The 19,299-nt window shown below is 44.0% G+C and carries 20 protein-coding genes; 7 read left to right on the plus strand and 13 right to left on the minus strand.

Annotated elements, in window-relative coordinates; genetic code table 11:
• Nucleotides 1-59 precede the first annotated feature (59 nt).
• Complete coding sequence (locus GK108_RS26055; protein ID WP_163954521.1) at nucleotides 60-332, plus strand: hypothetical protein; 273 nt, start codon at nucleotides 60-62, stop codon at nucleotides 330-332.
• On the opposite strand, the gene serS is transcribed toward GK108_RS26055, so the two are convergent.
• The 5 genes from serS to GK108_RS26080 form a co-directional block, all read right to left on the minus strand.
• Complete coding sequence (serS, locus tag GK108_RS26060; RefSeq protein WP_163954522.1) at nucleotides 329-1,615, minus strand: serine--tRNA ligase; 1,287 nt, start codon at nucleotides 1,613-1,615, stop codon at nucleotides 329-331. The genes GK108_RS26055 and serS overlap by 4 nt on opposite strands.
• Nucleotides 1,616-1,656: 41 nt before the next feature.
• Complete coding sequence (locus GK108_RS26065) at nucleotides 1,657-2,982, minus strand: aspartate kinase (RefSeq protein ID WP_163954523.1); 1,326 nt, start codon at nucleotides 2,980-2,982, stop codon at nucleotides 1,657-1,659.
• Between the two features lie 87 nt (nucleotides 2,983-3,069).
• Nucleotides 3,070-3,576 carry a 6,7-dimethyl-8-ribityllumazine synthase gene (gene ribH, locus GK108_RS26070; protein WP_163954524.1) on the minus strand — a complete coding sequence of 169 codons (507 nt, stop codon included), beginning with the start codon at nucleotides 3,574-3,576 and terminating at the stop codon, nucleotides 3,070-3,072.
• 163 nt (nucleotides 3,577-3,739) lie between these two features.
• Nucleotides 3,740-4,435, minus strand: a complete 696-nt coding sequence (locus GK108_RS26075; RefSeq protein WP_163954525.1) for a tetratricopeptide repeat protein — start codon at nucleotides 4,433-4,435, stop codon at nucleotides 3,740-3,742.
• 84 nt (nucleotides 4,436-4,519) lie between these two features.
• Entirely contained in the window at nucleotides 4,520-4,744 is a 225-nt protein-coding gene (locus tag GK108_RS26080) for a DUF4926 domain-containing protein (protein WP_163954526.1), read from the minus strand.
• A 254-nt stretch (nucleotides 4,745-4,998) separates the two neighbouring features.
• Here GK108_RS26080 and GK108_RS26085 point away from each other — a divergent pair, with 254 nt between their 5' ends.
• Nucleotides 4,999-7,410 (plus strand): TonB-dependent receptor, encoded by a 2,412-nt coding sequence (locus tag GK108_RS26085; RefSeq protein ID WP_163954527.1) that lies wholly within the window; start codon nucleotides 4,999-5,001, stop codon nucleotides 7,408-7,410.
• A gap of 108 nt (nucleotides 7,411-7,518) precedes the next feature.
• Here GK108_RS26085 and GK108_RS26090 read toward each other — a convergent pair whose 3' ends face one another.
• Nucleotides 7,519-8,655, minus strand: a complete 1,137-nt coding sequence (locus GK108_RS26090) for a cystathionine gamma-synthase (RefSeq protein WP_163954528.1) — start codon at nucleotides 8,653-8,655, stop codon at nucleotides 7,519-7,521.
• An 85-nt stretch (nucleotides 8,656-8,740) separates the two neighbouring features.
• Here GK108_RS26090 and GK108_RS26095 point away from each other — a divergent pair, with 85 nt between their 5' ends.
• Complete coding sequence (locus GK108_RS26095; RefSeq protein ID WP_163954529.1) at nucleotides 8,741-9,418, plus strand: TVP38/TMEM64 family protein; 678 nt, start codon at nucleotides 8,741-8,743, stop codon at nucleotides 9,416-9,418.
• Here GK108_RS26095 and GK108_RS26100 read toward each other — a convergent pair.
• On the minus strand, nucleotides 9,415-10,224 hold the full coding sequence (locus GK108_RS26100; RefSeq protein WP_163954530.1) for an alpha/beta hydrolase: 810 nt from the start codon (nucleotides 10,222-10,224) through the stop codon (nucleotides 9,415-9,417). The genes GK108_RS26095 and GK108_RS26100 overlap by 4 nt on opposite strands.
• Before the next feature lie 168 nt (nucleotides 10,225-10,392).
• Between GK108_RS26100 and GK108_RS26105 the strand changes: the two genes are divergently transcribed.
• On the plus strand, nucleotides 10,393-11,562 hold the full coding sequence (locus GK108_RS26105) for an acyl-CoA dehydrogenase (RefSeq protein WP_163954531.1): 1,170 nt from the start codon (nucleotides 10,393-10,395) through the stop codon (nucleotides 11,560-11,562).
• Nucleotides 11,563-11,735: 173 nt separating this feature from the next.
• Nucleotides 11,736-12,662: an AraC family transcriptional regulator gene (locus GK108_RS26110; RefSeq protein ID WP_163954532.1), complete on the plus strand. Its 927-nt coding sequence runs from the start codon at nucleotides 11,736-11,738 to the stop codon at nucleotides 12,660-12,662.
• A gap of 47 nt (nucleotides 12,663-12,709) precedes the next feature.
• Here the strand turns inward: GK108_RS26110 and GK108_RS26115 are convergent, their stop codons facing one another.
• The 5 genes from GK108_RS26115 to GK108_RS26135 form a co-directional block, all read right to left on the minus strand.
• Complete coding sequence (locus tag GK108_RS26115) at nucleotides 12,710-13,138, minus strand: energy transducer TonB (RefSeq protein ID WP_163954533.1); 429 nt, start codon at nucleotides 13,136-13,138, stop codon at nucleotides 12,710-12,712.
• Between the two features lie 3 nt (nucleotides 13,139-13,141).
• A complete protein-coding gene (locus tag GK108_RS26120) occupies nucleotides 13,142-13,951 on the minus strand; it encodes a geranylgeranylglyceryl/heptaprenylglyceryl phosphate synthase (protein ID WP_163954534.1) in 810 nt (269 codons plus the stop codon).
• Complete coding sequence (locus GK108_RS26125; protein WP_163954535.1) at nucleotides 13,872-14,393, minus strand: hypothetical protein; 522 nt, start codon at nucleotides 14,391-14,393, stop codon at nucleotides 13,872-13,874. The genes GK108_RS26120 and GK108_RS26125 overlap by 80 nt, the downstream gene beginning before the upstream one ends.
• A gap of 65 nt (nucleotides 14,394-14,458) precedes the next feature.
• Complete coding sequence (locus tag GK108_RS26130; protein WP_163954536.1) at nucleotides 14,459-14,884, minus strand: phage holin family protein; 426 nt, start codon at nucleotides 14,882-14,884, stop codon at nucleotides 14,459-14,461.
• 324 nt (nucleotides 14,885-15,208) lie between these two features.
• The gene (locus tag GK108_RS26135) at nucleotides 15,209-15,595 is read right to left on the minus strand and encodes a TraR/DksA family transcriptional regulator (protein ID WP_163954537.1); all 387 of its coding nucleotides are present in this window, start codon (nucleotides 15,593-15,595) and stop codon (nucleotides 15,209-15,211) included.
• A 332-nt stretch (nucleotides 15,596-15,927) separates the two neighbouring features.
• On the opposite strand from GK108_RS26135, the gene GK108_RS26140 reads away from it, so the two are divergent.
• Together GK108_RS26140 and GK108_RS26145 are read left to right on the plus strand one after the other, a co-directional pair.
• Nucleotides 15,928-17,202 (plus strand): Glu/Leu/Phe/Val family dehydrogenase, encoded by a 1,275-nt coding sequence (locus GK108_RS26140; RefSeq protein ID WP_170305420.1) that lies wholly within the window; start codon nucleotides 15,928-15,930, stop codon nucleotides 17,200-17,202.
• 95 nt (nucleotides 17,203-17,297) lie between these two features.
• Nucleotides 17,298-17,960, plus strand: a complete 663-nt coding sequence (locus tag GK108_RS26145) for a phosphatidylserine decarboxylase family protein (RefSeq protein ID WP_163954538.1) — start codon at nucleotides 17,298-17,300, stop codon at nucleotides 17,958-17,960.
• 150 nt (nucleotides 17,961-18,110) lie between these two features.
• Here GK108_RS26145 and GK108_RS26150 read toward each other — a convergent pair whose 3' ends face one another.
• Complete coding sequence (locus GK108_RS26150) at nucleotides 18,111-19,259, minus strand: alginate O-acetyltransferase AlgX-related protein (RefSeq protein WP_163954539.1); 1,149 nt, start codon at nucleotides 19,257-19,259, stop codon at nucleotides 18,111-18,113.
• Nucleotides 19,260-19,299 lie beyond the last annotated feature (40 nt).

A 19,299-nucleotide genomic window follows, 5' to 3' on the forward strand; every position in this document is an offset into this window, starting at 1 on the left:
GAAACGTGCCCCGGCCAAAAGCTGGGGCACGTTTCATTTATGACAATTGTTATTGAGGTATGAAAAGCGAAACTAGTCAACCCTATTCATCGCTGGATACTGAATTCAGAGATGCTATTATTCCCGGCAAATTCGTGCGTATCGAGTACCTCACCGATCTGAATGAGTTCATCAAAGCCGACGTAACACTCAAACAGTACGTTCAGGAAAACGGAACGGAGTGGCTCGAACTGGCAACCGGCGACGTAGTACCGCTCAATCGTGTTGTGAGTATTTCGGGCAAATTATCTCCTCGTTACCCTGGTTACGCCAACTATTCCTGCGATTGTTAGCTAATCGTATCGAATCCGCAGTATGGCACCAGCACGTCCGGAATTTTAATCCCTTCTGGCGTCTGATTATTTTCCAGAATCGACGCCAGGATACGGGGCAACGCCAGTGCAGAGCCATTTAGCGTATGCAGTAACTGTGTCTTTCCCTCCAACTTTGAGCGAAGTTTCAGCCGGTTCGCCTGATACGTTTCAAAGTTCGATACGGAACTTACTTCCAGCCAACGCTGCTGAGCAGCTGACCATACTTCCATATCATAGGTCAATGCCGATGTGAAGCCCATATCGCCACCACACAGACGTAGCACACGATACGGCAAGCCTAGTTTTTGTAACAATGACTGTACATACAGGCTCATTTCTTCCAGCGCTGCATAGGAGTTTTCTGGCTTCTCCACTCGTACAATCTCGACCTTATCGAACTGGTGTAATCGGTTCAGGCCACGGACGTGCGCACCCCATGAACCAGCCTCCCGACGGAAGCAAGGCGTATAACCAACATTTTTAACCGGTAACTGATTCTCGGGAAGAATCACATCACGATACAAATTTGTGATGGGCACTTCGGCTGTCGGGATCAGATAGAGTTTGTCTTCCGTAACGTAATACATCTGCCCTTCTTTGTCCGGCAGCTGACCTGTTCCAAAACCAGAATCTTCGTTGATAACGATTGGCGGCTGTACTTCGCTATAGCCAGCTTTTATCGCTTCATCAAGGAAAAAATTGATCATGGCCCGCTGGATACGTGCCCCTTTCCCTTTATAGACTGGAAAACCAGCACCCGAAATTTTGACACCTAATTCAAAATCAATGATCGGTCCGCCGTCGCGGTCGTATTTCTTGATTAGTTCCCAGTGCGGCAGCGCTCCTTCGTGCAGTTGGGGTTTATCGCCATGCTCCAGTACGACCTCATTATCATCGGCGCTACGTCCTTCCGGAACGCTGCTGTGAGGAATATTGGGGATAGTCACCAATACTGATTGCAAATCAGCTTCCACCTGACGTAACGAATCAGCGAGCACTTTAGAGCGAGCTTTTAAGTCAGCGGTTTCAGCTTTAGCGGTTTCGGCAGCGGCTTTATCGCCCGCCTTCATCAACGCGCCTATCTGACTGGCTTTTGCGTTCGACTGCGACAACACATCATCCAGTTCACGTTGTGTATCGCGCCGTTGCTGATCAAGAGTCAGGACCTCATCAACAACAGCTTCTGCATTGGCAAAATATCGTTTACGTAACCCTGCCAGCGTAGCCTCTTTGTTTTCGCGGATAAAATTGAGTTGAAGCATTAGTTAGATACGAGCATGAGCCCGACTTATAATTCAGTATATTACAGCGTAAAAAGACCTTCGTTTAAGGCGTTCAGGGCTTCGGATTTATATCGTCCGTGTACCAGCAACGACAGGTTGCTTTCTGTGCCACCATACGAAACCATACGAATTGGAATGGTTTTCATTGCATTGAACACCCGAAGAGCAACCCCTTCGTTGTCGGCACTAAAATTACCGACAATGCAGATAATCGTTTGATCGTAATCCGGCTCTTCGAGTGTGCAGAACGCACTCAGTTCATCCGAAATTTCTTTAATCCGTTCGGTATTATCAATGGTCACCGAAACTGACACCTCCGACGTTGTAATCATATCGACCGGTGTTTTGTACTTCTCAAAAATCTCGAAAATACGCCGTAGGAACCCATAGGCATTTAGCATACGGGTCGAGTGAATATATAACGCCGTAATGCCATCTTTTGCCGCAATTGCCTTGAATACCTGATCGCTTGTCCGGTCAGCAATGAGCGTTCCCGGCGCAGCGGGGTCCATCGTGTTTTTCAATCGTACCGGAACGCCGAACATGCGGGCAGGTGTGATCGTAGACGGATGCAGAATTTTAGCCCCAAAATACGCCAATTCGGCCGCTTCATCGAACGTAAGTTCACGTACCGGGAACGTATTCTTGACAATACGTGGATCGTTGTTATGCATACCGTCGATATCCGTCCAGATCTGGATCTCTTCGGCGCGGATAGCTCCTCCGATAAGCGAAGCTGTATAATCAGACCCCCCGCGCTTCAGGTTATCGACTTCTCCGCGTGGATTCCGGCAAATAAAGCCCTGTGTAACAATTATTTGCCTATCATCATGCTGGGGCAGCATTTCGGCTAGCTTCTCTTCCGTAAACTGAATCTCCGGCTCATTATCGGCATCAATTCGCATAAACTCCAGTGCCGGAAGTAAGACTGAAGGTACGCCCTCCTCTTCCAGATACGACTGAAACAGTTGTGTACTGAGCAACTCACCTTCAGCAACAAGCTCCTTTTCCTGCTTCAGTGTAAAGGGTTTGATACGTGTCAGTGAACGGATGAATGAAAATTCACTATCGATGATTTGCTGACCAGCTGCTTTTCCATCAGCGGTTTTATATAATTCTTCGATAAAGCTATCGTAATGCACTTTTAGCGTATCAATTTTAGCATTGGCCTCATCGTCGTTATTGGCTTTGAGCGATTCGCCAATCGCTAATAACGCATTCGTCGAGCCCGATAAAGCAGACAAAACGACAACTTTACGGGTTGTGTCTTCAGTGATTAAACTACGAATAGACTGCATACGCTCTGGTTTCCCAACCGACGTACCGCCAAATTTCCAGACTTGCATTGTAGAAGGGTTTTAAGTTTTCAGTTTTCAGTTTTCAGTAGGTAAACCAAATTTTAAGGCCAGCCACTGAAAACCAAAAACTAAAAACTATTTAAACTGAAACGAATAAACTTGTTGTTGTAGACCAAGCATTTTGATGGCCGTAATAGCCGCTTCGTCGCCTTTATTGCCATGTTTGCCACCCGCCCGATCGAGAGCCTGTTCCTGGTTATTAGGCGTTAGAACACCAAAAATAACCGGCTTACCCGTTTTTAGACTAACATTCGTCAGCCCCTGAGCCACGGCATGATTGATGTAGTCATTGTGTTTAGTTTCGCCCTGAATTACGCATCCAATGGCAATAATAGCATCTATATCCGCTCGTTGGGCAAACCACTGCGCTCCTAATGTGAGTTCATAACTGCCTGGTACGTTGCCTCGAATGATATTTTCAGCCTTGGCACCGTGCTGAAGCAGGGTTTTATAAGCGCCATCGAATAAGGCTTCGGTTACCTCGGTATTCCATTCTGAAACCAGAATTGCAAACCGTCGATGACTCACATCCGGGAGTTCATCCGTTGAAAAAACACTAAGATTTTTGAGTTCAGTGGCCATTGGTTGGAAATTATTATCTGATTGTTCCGCTGATGCGGTCGGTATTTACACGATTGTGCAATGCTTATCGTAGAGCTATCCTTCGATTCCCGTAAATCGGATACGAAAAAAGGACAAAACCTGTCGGCTTTGTCCTTTGCGGTATTGATGTGTTCAAGTACGCCTACGACTCGCCGACCGTTGCTTCGAGCACGGATTTATACTTCTTAGCAGTAAGAGCTTCAGGCGATTGTGGATACTTCTCGATAATTGTATTGTAAGCTTCCAAAGCTTTATCGTTCTGCTTAGCCGCTTCAAATGTAATGGCCAGCTTCAGAAGATAAACTGGCGTATACGATTTATTGGGCTTATAATCAGCTGCTTTCTGGTAATAATCGGCTGCTTCATCATAACTTTTCTTTTCAGAATAAGCATCGCCGATGAGCGCATAGGCCCGAGCCTGCACCAACAGATCAGAAGCACTGAAAGCCTTCAGACGCTCAATAGCTTCGTCATATTTTCCCTGCTTAACCAGAATAGCGCCAGCATAAAACTCGGCCTGATTACCTGCATCCGTTGGGCCAAAATTATCAGCAACTGCTTTGAAGCCTGGATTTTTACCGTCGCCGTCAATCGCTTTTTTCAGCGAATCAGCTTCAGCCTGGTATACAGATGGGAACAGTTCGATCTGTGCCGTTTCGTCCTGGCTACCAACGTAGTAGCGATAGCCGAAATAGCCAACAACTAGTAATACGATGCCACCCAGTACGCCCAGGACGATATTTCGGTTTTGTTGGACGAAATCACCAACGTCCTCTAATCTCCCCTCAAGTGCGTCTGAATCTTCCAAAAAATCCAGTCCGCTATTCTTTTTGCTCATTTGTTTGCAATTTGGACTGCAAAATTAGGAATATTTGTTATTGCGGAAAAGCGTAAGCCTCAAAAGTTTACAGAAGTTGCTGTATTATATCGCAATATCTCGAACAGCCATCACTTCTGAGGAACGAACGGGACGTATCTGATGGGCCAATAAGGTCTCTATGGCGATAGCCTCCCCGGTCAATGTAACGAACTCCACTTCAAAGGCTTTTCCCTCACTATAAACGGTTAAAATCGTACCAACGTCGCCTGCTTTCAAACGGCCGTCAGTCATATCTTCCTGTAAAACAACTAAATCAAACTCATTCATACACAAAAAGCACTAATTCAGAAATAGAAACGTATAGGATAGAATCTTGTTTTGTTAAAATAAAGTTAACTTTGCCCAGCTAATCTTCTAGGGGTGCCTCATAACAACGGGCTGAGATTATACCCATTGAACCTGCGCGGGTAATGCCGCGAAGGGAAATGTATTCACAGAACGTTCTGTGATAGCTTTAACACCAACCATATTTGACCAAAGGTAGGTCTGACCCCTTGCCTATCGTAACTATTTTTCGACCAATGAAAAAAGCTACGACTGGGCTGGTCCGTTTTTGCGGGCATGCCGTCTATTTACTGCTTTTTACAACGTTATTGTTGTTCGTATCTTCATCTGCCTGGGCGCAGTTTTCCATCTCAGGTTCTGTTAACGATGCTGATGGCGGAACACTTCCTGGCGCTGCTATTACGATAGAAGGAACGTATAAAGGAACTTTTACTGATGCACAGGGCGCATTTCAGCTAAGTAATGTAAAATCAGGCCCTTTATCCATCCGGGTGTCGCTGCTTGGCTACGAAGCCCAGAGTCAAACCCTTGATCTTACTCAAAACGCTACGTTATCATTTCGTCTACAAAAAACAGCGGTGGCTGTTGATGAAGTAGTGGTAAGTGCTACACGGGCTAATCAAAAATCGGCTATTGCCTATAGTGACGTAACACGTAAGGATTTAGACAAGCTCAATCTGGGGCAGGATATTCCGCAACTGCTCAATTTCACGCCTTCAATTGTAACAACTTCTGATGCGGGTGCTGGGGTCGGCTACACAGGCATCCGTATCCGCGGGTCCGATGCTACGCGGGTGAACGTTACGTTAAATGGTATTCCTTATAACGATGCCGAATCGCAGGGAACGTTTTTCGTGAATATGGGCGATTTTGCGTCTTCTGTAAGTAGCATTCAGATACAGCGGGGCGTTGGTACATCGACCAACGGTGCCGGTGCTTTTGGCGCATCGATCAATATTCAGACGAACAAACTCGAAAAAAAACCGTATGCCGAAACTAATATATCGGGTGGTTCTTTCGGAACACGTAAAGTAAATGTCCTGGCCGGAACAGGCTTGCTGAATAATCACTTCGTTCTGGATGCCCGATTGTCTAAAATTTACTCGGACGGCTACGTTGACCGGGCCTTCTCCGATCTGCGGTCATTTTATATTTCTGGCGGTTACTACACGAAGAAGAGCTTCTTTCGGCTCAATGTGTTTTCTGGTCAGGAACAGACGTATCAATCGTGGGGAGGAGTGCCGCAGGAGTTGCTAAAAACTAACCGTACCTACAATCCATATACGTACGACAACGAAACTGATAACTATCAGCAGGATAATTACCAGCTCATTACGTCGCACGAACTCAGTAAAAACTGGCGTTTAAACGTATCAGCCTTCTATACGAAAGGAAAAGGTTATTACGAACAGTACCGGCCTAACGACAAATTCAGTAATTATGGCTTGCCTAACGTAGTGATCGGCGACTCAACCATAAGTCGCACTGATATTATCAGACGTCGCTGGTTGAGTAACGATTTTTATGGTACTGTTTTCTCGCTCGATTATAATGGATTTGGTAAACTGACGGCCAACGTCGGTGGTGGCTGGAATACATATCAGGGTGGACACTACGGCGAGATTATCTGGGCTCGTATTGCCGGAAATACAACGATTCGGGATCGCTACTACAATGATGATGCGACCAAACGTGATGTCAACCTGTATGCAAAAGCGTTCTATCAGTTCACTAAAGAACTTAATGCTTTCGTGGATGTGCAGGTACGAACAATCGATTACTCCTTTCTGGGTTTCAATAGCCAGTTACAAAACGTTCAGCAGGACGCTAAACTGACCTTTTTCAATCCAAAAGCAGGCCTGACCTACACGCTCAATGATGTCAGTACCATTTATGGATCAGTCAGTGTAGGACATCGCGAACCGAACCGCGATGATTATACCCAATCGACTCCCCAAAGCAGACCTAAAGCCGAGCGGCTCATTGACTATGAAGCCGGGTATAAGATTCAGACAGCACAGTTGGCGTTTACTGTTAATGCGTACTACATGAATTATCGGAATCAGTTGGTATTGTCAGGCCAGCTAAACGACGTTGGGGCCTATAATCGGGTTAATATCCCAACCAGTTATCGTGCCGGGGTAGAACTGGAAGCAGGGGCAAGACTAGCTAAACAGCTTCGCTGGAATATTAACGCTACGTTCAGTCGAAACAAGGTTCGGAATTTCACCGAATACCTCGATAACTTTGACACGGGTTTGCAGGAAAGCCGCCAATATAGCCAGACTGACATTTCGTTTTCACCAAACGTAATTGCTGGATCACAACTGCTGTTTACGCCCGCCAAAGGGCTAGAGTTGGGACTGCTATCAAAATATGTTGGGAAGCAGTATCTGGATAATACCTCTAACGAAAGCCGAAAACTGAACGACTATTTTACGAATGATATTCGGCTCATTTATACTATTAAGCCCAAATTTGCTCAAGAAATCGCGTTTACTATTCTTTTCAACAACGTATTGAACGAATTGTACGAATCGAACGGCTACACCTATGCTTATATTTCCGAAGGCCGGGTAACTGCCGACAACGGTTATTACCCACAGGCAGGACGCAACTTCCTGGCAGGCGTACGAGTACGTTTCTGACCAGAATTTTTATGATTTTACTGACTGACTCTGATTTCTTTTTCGCTTCAAAGAAGTGCTTGAATCAACTAAATCAAAGTCAGTCAGTAAAATCATAAAAATCCCGGTTTAGATAGCCTGATCCAGATCCTGAATTAAATCGTCTATATCTTCTATGCCTACGCTTAGGCGAATAAGCGTATCCTTTAATCCGTTACGTTCCCGCTCAGCTTTTGGAATACTGGCGTGAGTCATACTGGCCGGATGCGTACACAGCGATTCGACTCCACCCAGCGATTCTCCCAATGAAAATACCTTGAAGCTTTCCATAACCCGAACCGCTTCAGGCATCGAGTCGCCTTTTAATTCAAAAGACAGCATCCCTCCAAATCCTCTCATCTGCTTTTTCGCCAGTTCATAACCTGGATTCGATTCCAGCCCCGGATAATACACCTGGCCTACCTTAGGATGTTCTTGTAAATAGCGGGCAACCTGAAGGGCATTTTCGCAATGGCGCTGCATACGAACATGCAATGTTTTAATACCACGTAGCACCAGAAAACAGTCTTGAGGACCTGGTACCGCACCGCAGGCATTCTGAATGAACGCTAAACGCTGGGCGGTTTCTTCATCATTCAACACAATGGCACCCATAACAGTATCAGAATGCCCACCCAAATATTTAGTAACGGAGTGCATAACCATATCGGCCCCCAGATCAAGCGGGTTTTGCAGATAAGGTGATGCAAACGTATTGTCAACCACCAGTCGAATTTGATGGGCTTTGGTAATGGCTGCGATAGCCGTGATATCGACCAGACGTAACAGGGGATTAGTAGGGGTTTCGATCCAGACCATTTTAGTCGCTGGCGTAATGGCCGCTTCCAGATTGGCCGGGTTATCTAATCCGACAAACTTGAATGTCAGCCCAAACTCCTGAAAAACCCGCACCATAATGCGATACGTACCACCATATAAATCATTGCTGGCAATGATCTCATCACCCGGCTTAAATAATTTCAGGATAGCATCAGTCGCGCCTAATCCCGACGAATAGCAGATCCCATATTGTCCATTTTCAAGAGCAGCCAGGTTATTTTGCAGCACCGTTCGGGTCGGATTCTGTGTGCGGGCATATTCATAGCCTTTATGTTTACCAGGCGACTCCTGTACGTAAGTCGATGTCTGATAAATAGGTGTCATAATAGCCCCTGTTGTCGGGTCTGGTTCAATGCCGGCATGTATGGCTTTCGTTCCAAATTTCATACTCGAAAATAATAAAAGTAGTCAGTACGTTCCCCTCTGCTTCTATAAAGTAAACCAGAGGCACGCTCTTACAGTTTGATACTACGTGAAATCATCTATTCTCAAATACATTACCGGTCCGGCCATTGCAGGCATACTTTTGTCGGTAACGCCCATCTTGTTCACGTCCGTCCTCTCCTATTACGCCATTGTTTATGAAACGATAATTGGACGTTTTTCGGGCTGGGAATGGGCACTTATTACGTTGATTTGCGCGATAACGTCAGCAGCTCTGACCCCGCCAACCATGCTGGCCCTGCTTTTTGGCTATTTTCTGGGCTGGAAGGCTATAGTACCTCTTTTTCTGATTAATATGGGGGGGATTCTTTTTATTAATTTGCTGGTACGCTGGATCAATCATGAGCGTTTTTTGAACTTTCTACGCCGTAATCCCAAGGCCCAATCCGTGCTGGACCGCATTCTGAATAAAGAGCTAGAGGTGATATTTTTTGCGAAGCTCTCTCCCATTCTCCCATTTGGTTTAACGAACCTCCTCTTTGCGCTGTCAGGGGCTCAGCTAAAGAATATCCTACTGGGTGGGCTTCTTGGTATGATGCCTCGAACTTTACTGGCAATCTGGTCGGGGCACGAGGCACGGGAAATACGTACGCTACTGGAAGATCCAAACCAAAGTACTATTACGCAAATTGTTATTATTGCGCTCATTCTGGTTTCTCTCGTTGGCCTATGGCAGGTTATCCAGCGAGCATTACAGAAAGATTAAGGTGTACTTAGCTTTGCTCCGGTCAGTTCTATCAAACGATTGTGTCCTGTACGTAAAACGGTTAACTGGTACTGACTGAGCCCTCTGGTCAGTGGAAGAATATATCGACCTGGAATAATTCGATCGAAAGCTCCGATAAAAAAATGAACAGCTACCGGGTGCTGATTCAGCAGTTGGCTAATTCTCTTCAGATCAGGTCGGATAAAACGAAATTCAACCCAGCTATTATACACCAGATCGCGCTGTTCAGACGTACTGAGCGATAGCTCAGCAAAACGCATTACGGTCCGATTCAACAGTCCTAAGCGGGTCAGTAGATGCCCAATTACATTAAGTACCGACAAATGGGCCAACACATACCGAAATAGTCCGCGACCAGCGCTGGTTGTAGTCGCTAACTCATACCAGATACTCCGTGTAATACCATCAGGAGCAATTAAAAACAACTCGTCGACTCGGTTAGAAAAACATTCTGCAGTAGCCAGCGCAAAACGACCTCCCATACTGAAACCCAGTAGAGAAAACCTGTCTACATGTTCACTAGTTAAAAAAGCATTGAGCATTTTTTGCCAATATGACTTGGTCAACAACTGGCTGGCATTGTATCGACTCTCACCGTGGAAAAACAAATCCACTGCTAAAATAGTGTATCGCTCACCGAGCGTTTTTTCCAGGTCTGTAAATACTTGTCCAGTCTGCCCAAAACCATGAAAAGCTAGCAGTGTTGATTTTCCGTACCCCAATCGCCGAAACCTTAATTGGTTATTCTCAAATTCGAACAGTTTACCACTGACGGCGCTAGTCATTGTTTTTGTAATCGTCTGAACTATTTATTTCTCACCCACAACCATTCACTCAGTAATCTACGCAAATATGGATAGGTTATCTTATAATAGTATGCAAGCATACCATTAATTCAACTTTTTCTTAACTTTACTTTATTCACAACAAGCGATTTTAAACAAACAATTCAGATGGCAACGGCAGCGCTGGAGTTACAAGGATTGAATTTTAATTTATCAGAAGAACATCTGGCCGTCAAAGAAGCCGCTCGTTCTTTTGCACAGGACGAACTACTCCCCGGTGTTATTGATCGCGATAATGAAGCCAAGTTTCCAACCGAACAGGTGAAACGAATGGGAGAACTAGGTTTTCTGGGCATGATGGTATCACCCGAATATGGTGGCGGAGGTATGGACACGGTTTCGTATGTGCTGGCGATGGAAGAAATCTCCAAAGTAGATGCGTCGTGTTCAGTTATTATGTCGGTAAATAACTCTCTTGTTTGTTATGGCTTAGAAGCGTATGGCTCCGAAGAGCAAAAGCAAACCTATCTAACACGTCTCGCAACCGGCGAAATTATTGGTGCTTTTTGTCTGTCCGAACCCGAAGCAGGGTCAGACGCTACGTCCCAATCGACCACTGCCGAAGACAAAAGTGATCATTACTTATTAAACGGTACAAAGAATTGGATCACAAACGGAAACTCATCGAGCGTTTGTTTAGTGATTGCCCAAACCGATCGGGAGAAAAAACACCGGGGCATTAATTGCCTGATTGTGGAAAAAGGATTGCCTGGTTTTGTGGTCGGAAAGAAAGAAGACAAGATGGGAATTCGGGCTTCAGATACCCATTCTCTTCTGTTTACCGATGTTAAAATACCTAAAGCGAACCGGATAGGTGACGATGGCTTTGGCTTTAAATTCGCCATGACAACGCTCAACGGAGGTAGGATTGGTATTGCAGCTCAAGCATTGGGTATTGCGGCAGGTGCCTATGAATTAGCTCTGAACTATTCGCAGGAGCGAAGATCTTTCGGAAAGCAACTATTTGATCATCAAGCTATTCAATTCAAATTAGCCGAAATGGCTACAAAAATTGAAGCTGCTCGATTGCTCGTCTACAAAGCCGCTCGATTAAAAGATGAGCATAAAGATTACGTTCAGGCAGCGGCTATGGCTAAATTATTTGCTTCGGAAGTGGCCATGTGGGCCACCACTGAAGCCGTACAGATTCATGGTGGTTATGGCTACGTGAAAGAATTTCACGTGGAGCGTTTCATGCGCGACGCGAAAATTACTCAGATATATGAAGGTACGTCCGAAATCCAAAAACTAGTTATAGCCCGCGAACTTATTCGCTAAGTATTTTCTTAGTAAAATAGAATTTTTCTTAAAGTATAGTGCGTGTTCGATAGAGATACGCACTATTTTTTTTATTTTTTGAAAACTTTTATACTTGTATTAGATTTGTACAAATTATTAGTTTTGTGCAACTTTGAGAGCAGGTAGCATTCACACGCACTCCCCTTTCAGCTATGGAAGACTACAATAAAATTATAGAATCGCTGGGCGTTAAATTTATTAAGGCCCGTAACATCCGGATTTTACAACCAATCACCATCAAAAATTTCTACGATGTTGAAAATACGTTGTTGATCCTATATAATGGCGAGGTGTCTATTGGCGAAGAACGAGTTAAAGTGGACGTAGGTGATATGCTTTTCATTCCGGGTGGAAAGCACGTAACCGTCACCTACGGAGATCCTTCTAGCTCTAAAACAGTTTCCAATGAAGACTTCATGACGCATCGCGAAGCGTATTGGGAAGGAAACCATGATCCAAAACTCATTGGTCACTTACCCAATTCATTCGGCTACGTATCGTTTGAAGCAAAAGTCTTTGATTCTGTTAACTTCTTCAACTCACTGGATGTTCCGCCCTTTATTATCAAGCGCGAAGAGCATCTGGCTACGACGATCGATCAGATTCTGGCAGAAGACATGACTGATCTGGCTGGAAAAGGGCGTATCGTTAAAATAAAAACCGAAGAGATTGTTATCGAAGTTATTCGGTACATTCTGAAAAACCGTTTGTTCGTTGAGCAGCTTGTCACGAACAGTACCTACTTTAAAGATCCTCGCTTAATCGATATTTTCGCTTATATCAAAGAAAATCTCGGTGGCGACCTATCCAATAAGGTACTAGCCAACGTAGCAAACGTTTCCGAAGATTATGTTGGTCAGTATTTTAAGATGCTGACCGGTATCAATCCGCAGGATTACATTGAATATCAGCGCATGGAAGCTGCCGTAGGGTTACTACGTACCAGCAAAAAGAGCATACGGGCTATTGGCTCTGAAGTAGGCTATAAAGATACAGCTTACTTCTGCCGCCGGTTTAAAATGATGTTCGGTATTCCAGCAGGCAAAATGCGCCGTCGAGAATCGTTAATGAACGTGTAACAAAAATGGCCCGATTAATCATCGGGCCATTTTTGTTATCTGATATACTATTTCATATTAACCTCAATTGGCAGTGTATAGAATACTGCCACGGGCACGCCTTTTACTTCACCAGGCCGCCAACGAGGCATTTGCTCAATAGCAGCAATAATGCTCGTCATAAAGTCGGCCATTCCCTTCTGAGCTTTCTTATCGAGTTGTTTGGTCGATATGCGGACATCACGTACGTTACCTTCTTTATCGACGATAAATTTAGCGGAAACAGGACCCGTATCATGGTTTTTCCGCATAAGCGAACTTGGGAACTGAATGTTCTCAGCTAGATAACGGCTTAAGGCTGCTTTCCCACCCGGAAATTCAGGCTGTTTTTCAACAGTGGTATAAACCAGTTCATTACGTCCTTGCGCTAACGTGCTAGTACTAACAAAAGCTACTATAGCTAGTAGGCTAAGGAATGAGATAATAATCGTTTTCATAACTTATGCTTGTACGGCCGATTGATTGAAATCGCGTACTATAGTCGACAATTCTGGTAATAAATCTGGGTTCTGTTCGATACCGTTTCCAACAACAATTAAATCGGCCCCTGCCTTTAAGGCGCTATACGCTTTCTCTCCAGAATTAATACCGCCACCCACTATGATCGGTACGTCAACAGCTGCTCGTACTGCTTCAATCATAGCAGCCGATACAGGCCAGCGAGCACCACTGCCTGCATCCAGATATAACAGACTTAATCCCAGCATTTCGCCTGCCATGGCTGTACAGGCAGCTACATCAGGTTTATCGCGCGGCAAAGGCGTAGTACCGCTGATATAAGATACGGTTGTTTGCGTACCGCTATCGACCAGCATATAACCGGTGGGGAGTATTTCGAGACCACTACGTTTGAGTAGTGGAGCAGCAATAACGTGCTGACCTATTAAAAAATCAGCATTACGACCCGAAATAAGCGATAGGAGAAGAATAGCATCAGCAGATGCTTCAATGTGCAATGAGTTACCAGGAAATAGAATTACCGGTACGTTGGTGTGCTTACGAATAGAAGCGACAATTTCTTTGTGAGTGTAATCAGTAACCAAGCTTCCCCCAACCAAAAAGAAGTCGACTGAATATTGTTGGGTTTTCACTAATAGTTCAGCAAGCTCATCCTGCCTGACTTTATCAGGGTCAAGCAAGATGGCTAATGCTTTCCGGCCTGATTCCTTATTAGTGCGTAGAATAGTTTGCAGGCGTTGTTGGTGCCTCTTCGTGATATTGTGTTGGATCTGCGGTTGGGTTGATCGCATTATTATTACGGATACGGTCTATAAAGCCGGCTAGCTGCTCGCGAGCAATATTTGTTAAAACGGTTGTTATCAAACCCCCGATTAAGCCGCTTGCGGCCGCTGATCGTTGCGTTTTCTTTGCCTGCCTTTTTATTACTTTGTGAGGATGCGCTGTTTCATCAGCATCGTAATCATCTTCATCATAATCAAAATCCTCGTCGTCTGGCTCACCGTATTTTTCGGCTAGCCGATACTCTTCAGACTTGGGCAGAATAGCATTAACAACCAAATATACAGCTAAACCGACACCCGCTACAAATGCTGCGGTTTTACCAACTTCAACCGCATCGTCTTTTATTGAATCAACGCTGGTGTTAATTGATGATTTAAAACGTTCAGTAGCAGCCATCAATTGTGCTCGACGAGCGGTTGTATCCGCAAAAGGAACTTTTGGATCTTCCATAATTAGCTCTCGCTTAGTATATATAGCTCAGTGGTAATTAATTAATGATAAAAGATAATAAAAATTTATTGGGCCAAGCGTCCTGTTTCGTTTAGGCTGGTTCTGGTTTTTTCCATCAGATCCTGAATAACTTCTGCTTTTTCTTCCGCTTTTTTCTCCTGGCCTTTTTTTATGATGCTGTATGCAGTCGTTCTAATTTTTGATTTAAAGAAACCACCACCAGCAGCCCAAATCAGCGTCAATAAAAGAAAAAATCCAGCTACAATCACGAACCCCATATACCGGCTATCAGTGACTTCATTTAAATAGGCTGCCAGTAAACTAAACAAAAATATGATTGTCATAGTACTTAGTAGTGCCAAGACTAGTCCATGAATACCAACCACTATTCCTTCTTCCACTTTACCTCTCGTTTCAAGAGTAAATAACTCTATACGAGCTTCTAGATAGCGGAAGATATTTTCTCGAATTTCTTCCAGGCGTTCTAACATGATTTTGAGATGTTTAGTATATACTCTGCGTTATTTACCAAATAGCGGCCATTTTGTTTTGAAAATCTAGAATGTTAGGCTCCTGAATCTTTAAAGGAACCATACAATCAGAGCATAGACATGGATTTAGTCCCTCACCTTTACCAAGTATACACTTATTTAGATTATATTATATAACGCATTTTTCTGATAAACTGTTAACTAAAAAGGGTCCGGTAGCAGCTGCTACCAGACCCTTTTTAGTTGTTTTATTAGGCGTCAGTGAACTGTGCCGTGCACCGTTACTGATGACAGAATTCTACTAGCAATACCTACCCAAACGCCTTAGTTTGACTGACGCAATTTAGCCTCAATTGTTTGTTGCGTATGGGGCACAGCGCGTAAACGCTCTTTCGGAATTAGCTTCCCCGTATCTTTACAAACGCCGTATGTACCGTTTTTAATCCGTACCATAGCAGCATCTAACTGCTGGGTAAATTTCTGTAAACGAGCTGCTAATTGACTAAGATTTTCTCGTTCGCTGGTATCTGCACCATCTTCGAGCAATTTAGAATTACCAGACGTATTATCGGTACCACTGTCATTGCGTTTGCTGAGAGTCTCCTTAATATAATTCAACTCACTACGGGTCGCTTCAAGTTTCTGACCAATAAGCTCTTCGAACTCTTTTAAGTCTTCTTCCGAGTAGCGTTTCTTTTCTTCCTGAACCATAGTTAATAGCTATAATTGACTGGGTGTGTAATTATCCACAAATTTAACGCTTTTTGACTTGACTTTCAATCTATGTCGGCGGATTCGGTCATTTTGTGTAAATTTTTATTAAATTGTAATTTACCTAGTTTACCGATTTTTCTATTGTGGGAGTCTGTATTGATATATTACAATTCTGATAAAGCTGACTTGAATAAATTATTATTACGAGATACGTTTTATATTAATCCCAGAAAAAATATACTTTTCATAATATATATTAGGTTTTACTAATTTTGTGGTACTCTTCATTAACAAAAAAATGTTTATTAGAGCATAGCAATAATCTGGTTATGGCGTATATAGAACCTGCCCCAATAAAAGACAAAGAAAATCCGCTTGAGTCTATGATGTCGCGATTTGATGCGGCAGCCCGTCTTCTGGGTATTTCAGACGAAATGTATGATATTCTAAAAGTGCCATCCCGGCAAGTAATAGTCGGCCTTCCTGTTACCATGGATAACGGCGCTATTAAAGTATTTGAGGGTTATCGCGTTATCCATTCGAACATTCTTGGCCCAGCCAAAGGCGGAATTCGCCTTGATCCGGGTGTTAATCTGGATGAAGTTAGAGCACTGGCAGCATGGATGACCTGGAAATGCGCAGTGGTTGATATTCCATACGGAGGAGCCAAAGGTGGTATCGCCTGTAATCCTCGTGAAATGTCGGCTGGCGAGATCGAACGCCTTATCCGACAATATACCGTAGCGATGCTTGACGTAATCGGTCCAGATCGTGATATTCCTGCGCCCGATATGGGAACCGGACCGCGTGAAATGGCCTGGATAGTCGATGAATACTCTAAAGCTAAAGGCATGACCGTAAACAGTGTTGTTACTGGTAAACCATTGGTTTTGGGCGGGTCGCTGGGCCGTACGGAAGCAACAGGACGCGGTGTGACGGTATCGGCTCTGGCTGCTATGGATAAGCTACGTATGAATCCATACCGCACTACAGCCGCCGTTCAGGGTTTTGGGAATGTTGGCTCGTTTGCGGCAGAACTACTCCATGAGCGGGGCGTAACCGTTGTTGCGATCAGTGATATCTCAGGCGGCTATTATAATTCGTCAGGTATTGACATTACAGCAGCCGTTACGTATCGTAATGCCAATAAAGGAACACTGGAAGGATTTACAGGAGCAGAAAAAATCTCCAATGAAGAACTTCTTTCCCTGGCCGTAGACGTACTGGTACCCGCTGCCAAAGAAGATGTTATCACAGATGACAACGCAGCTTCTATCCAGGCTAAAATGATTGTTGAGGGAGCCAATGGTCCAACGTCAGCGTCAGCCGATGAAATTATAAATAACAAAGGGATTCTGGTAGTACCTGATATTCTGGCCAATGCGGGCGGTGTTACGGTCTCTTATTTTGAATGGGTTCAAAACCGGATTGGTTATAAATGGACGCTCGATCGAATCAATCGCCGGGCAGACCGGGCTATAAAGGATGCGTTTGACCGTGTATTTGAGACCTCGCAACGCTACCAGGTTCCGCTACGTTTAGCCGCTTATATCGTTGCCATTGACAAAGTTTCCAGCACGTATAAGTTCCGTGGAGGCTATTGATTTTATGCAAAGTGTATGATGTGAAATGTATGATGTATAATTTTGCTCATATCTGACGCATCTGTAATACGTCATACATTTACTCATACACTTATATGCGCTTACACCGCGAGGGCTATACCATAATGCTTACTACAGGGCTGGTTTTGCTAGCACTGAATCTCCTGGCCTACTATTATCTTTTTTCAGATAACGCAACGGCAACAACCTTACTGGCCATTGCCAGCCTGGTTTTATTCGGCCTGGTTGTACAGTTCTTTCGTGTTCCGACGCGCCAATTAACAATTCACGAATCGCAGATTATTGCCCCGGCTGACGGCACAGTCGTTGTGATTGAAGAAACCGACGAAGACGAATACTTCAAAACTCGCCGACGTCAGATCTCCATTTTCATGTCTCCGCTTAACGTGCATGTTAACCGTAATCCAATCACTGGCATTGTACGTTATTTTAAATATTATCCAGGCAAGTATCTGGTGGCCTGGCATCCTAAATCGAGTACGGAAAACGAGCGAACAACTGTTGTCATCCAGGCAGCTAACGGGGTAGAGGTTCTATTTCGCCAGATTGCTGGAGCGGTGGCTCGACGTATCATATGGTACGTCAAAGAGGGCCAACCGGTTCAACAGGGCGATGAAATGGGCTTTATCAAATTTGGTTCGCGGGTAGATTTGTTTATTCCGCTGGATGCTGAAGTTAATGTAAAAATCGGCGATCGTACTAAAGGTGGAGTTACAGTAGTAGCGCAATTAAAATAAGTAGCGAATCGCCTATTACAGTATTAAACCATGTATCGAAAAAGGTAAGCCAATCATTTGGCTTACCTTTTTCGTATGCGGTAGGCAACATTTCGACAGGCTCTACATGAGTTTATGAATTGAGAATGCTGTCAGACGTCGCGCTGATATTTAGTAGCTAGCCAGTAAATCTATATTTCGTTCAACGATTTCTACAATCACAATATCTGGCTGTTCAGTTCTAGCTAGCACCTGATTAAATTCATTGCTTCGAACGATATATGTATTGCCAAAATAATTAGGAATGAAGGAGTTCATATTAAAGCTAAATGAATCTCCTATGAGTAATAATTTTGGCAGATTAGATTGCTTGCCAATAAATCGGGAAGACGGCAATTTACCGTTCTGGTCAGGAACGCTCTGAACTTGCCAGGCTGCTATGGCTGGCAAAGGCCTGATTCTGTAGACTACTGAATCGATATATTCTTCGTCTAATGCCAGCATGGCCGATAAGTCCCCACCCACTCCTTTCACAGATTCAATCTGATAATCGGTCAAGCGGCCTTCAGGAATCTGTGGGTAATCTTGCCTGATTCTATCCACAATAGCTAATGATGCCGTTAGGGCTCCGTATTCGTTCCAATGGGTATCTGTCTGATAATAAACTAAGTGTTTTTTCTTAGCAGCCAGCAATTTATTACGAATATCAATTAGGGGAACGTACGTATTTTCTGTTATGTATTTTTTGAAAAGATCCAGATTTGACGCCTTCTTTTTATGAAGGTAAGCCGGTAAATTTTCAGGATATATAGAATAGGAATCAGGTGCGACAACTAAATATAATCGGCTGTTTTGTTTGGCCAGGTGCTTCTGAAAATTTGCCAGACGAGTGGCAATAAGCCGTAGAGATGATAGTGACAACGGGCGGTTTCCCTGGTATTGGTCCACAATCCGATTTAAGCTATTACCAGGATAAAACCAGCCATTTTTGCCAACTACAACTTTTTCCGGTAAAGGCGACTTTTTTAGTACATTTAACTTCCATTTACTGTATACATAAAACAAGGCATTTCTCCATCCAAAATTCTCCTTATAGTATTGATCGAACTCGTGTATATAGGTTTTTATATGTGGGAAACGGAAGGTCGGAAACGGGGCAAGAATGCGCTTTTCTGTACTTCTAAATTCTTTCGAAAAACCCCAAATTTGGTCGAAAGAAGGCAGCAACAATAGCAAAACAAACCCTATACACAGTATACTATACCGGTAACGTTTTAACGCAACCGGTTTAGGTTTATTAGGTGGTACGGCTGTAATCATAAATCGACCAGACGAATATCAATATGGTTCACCGAAATAA

Origin of the sequence: Spirosoma terrae (assembly GCF_010435915.1) — a bacterium.
In the GTDB taxonomy this organism is placed as follows: Bacteria; Bacteroidota; Bacteroidia; order Cytophagales; family Spirosomataceae; genus Spirosoma; species Spirosoma terrae.

Excerpts from the sequence above, each read along its gene's own strand:
- GK108_RS26055 (WP_163954521.1), top strand. The coding sequence starts at position 60 with ATGAAAAGCGAAACTAGTCAACCCTATTCATCGCTGGATACTGAATTC.
- serS (WP_163954522.1), bottom strand. The coding sequence starts at position 1,615 with ATGCTTCAACTCAATTTTATCCGCGAAAACAAAGAGGCTACGCTGGCA.
- GK108_RS26065 (WP_163954523.1), bottom strand. The coding sequence starts at position 2,982 with ATGCAAGTCTGGAAATTTGGCGGTACGTCGGTTGGGAAACCAGAGCGT.
- ribH (WP_163954524.1), bottom strand. The coding sequence starts at position 3,576 with ATGGCCACTGAACTCAAAAATCTTAGTGTTTTTTCAACGGATGAACTC.
- GK108_RS26075 (WP_163954525.1), bottom strand. The coding sequence starts at position 4,435 with ATGAGCAAAAAGAATAGCGGACTGGATTTTTTGGAAGATTCAGACGCA.
- GK108_RS26080 (WP_163954526.1), bottom strand. The coding sequence starts at position 4,744 with ATGAATGAGTTTGATTTAGTTGTTTTACAGGAAGATATGACTGACGGC.
- GK108_RS26085 (WP_163954527.1), top strand. The coding sequence starts at position 4,999 with ATGAAAAAAGCTACGACTGGGCTGGTCCGTTTTTGCGGGCATGCCGTC.
- GK108_RS26090 (WP_163954528.1), bottom strand. The coding sequence starts at position 8,655 with ATGAAATTTGGAACGAAAGCCATACATGCCGGCATTGAACCAGACCCG.
- GK108_RS26100 (WP_163954530.1), bottom strand. The coding sequence starts at position 10,224 with ATGACTAGCGCCGTCAGTGGTAAACTGTTCGAATTTGAGAATAACCAA.
- GK108_RS26105 (WP_163954531.1), top strand. The coding sequence starts at position 10,393 with ATGGCAACGGCAGCGCTGGAGTTACAAGGATTGAATTTTAATTTATCA.
- GK108_RS26110 (WP_163954532.1), top strand. The coding sequence starts at position 11,736 with ATGGAAGACTACAATAAAATTATAGAATCGCTGGGCGTTAAATTTATT.
- GK108_RS26115 (WP_163954533.1), bottom strand. The coding sequence starts at position 13,138 with ATGAAAACGATTATTATCTCATTCCTTAGCCTACTAGCTATAGTAGCT.
- GK108_RS26120 (WP_163954534.1), bottom strand. The coding sequence starts at position 13,951 with ATGCGATCAACCCAACCGCAGATCCAACACAATATCACGAAGAGGCAC.
- GK108_RS26125 (WP_163954535.1), bottom strand. The coding sequence starts at position 14,393 with ATGGAAGATCCAAAAGTTCCTTTTGCGGATACAACCGCTCGTCGAGCA.
- GK108_RS26130 (WP_163954536.1), bottom strand. The coding sequence starts at position 14,884 with ATGTTAGAACGCCTGGAAGAAATTCGAGAAAATATCTTCCGCTATCTA.
- GK108_RS26135 (WP_163954537.1), bottom strand. The coding sequence starts at position 15,595 with ATGGTTCAGGAAGAAAAGAAACGCTACTCGGAAGAAGACTTAAAAGAG.
- GK108_RS26140 (WP_170305420.1), top strand. The coding sequence starts at position 15,928 with ATGGCGTATATAGAACCTGCCCCAATAAAAGACAAAGAAAATCCGCTT.
- GK108_RS26145 (WP_163954538.1), top strand. The coding sequence starts at position 17,298 with ATGCGCTTACACCGCGAGGGCTATACCATAATGCTTACTACAGGGCTG.
- GK108_RS26150 (WP_163954539.1), bottom strand. The coding sequence starts at position 19,259 with ATGATTACAGCCGTACCACCTAATAAACCTAAACCGGTTGCGTTAAAA.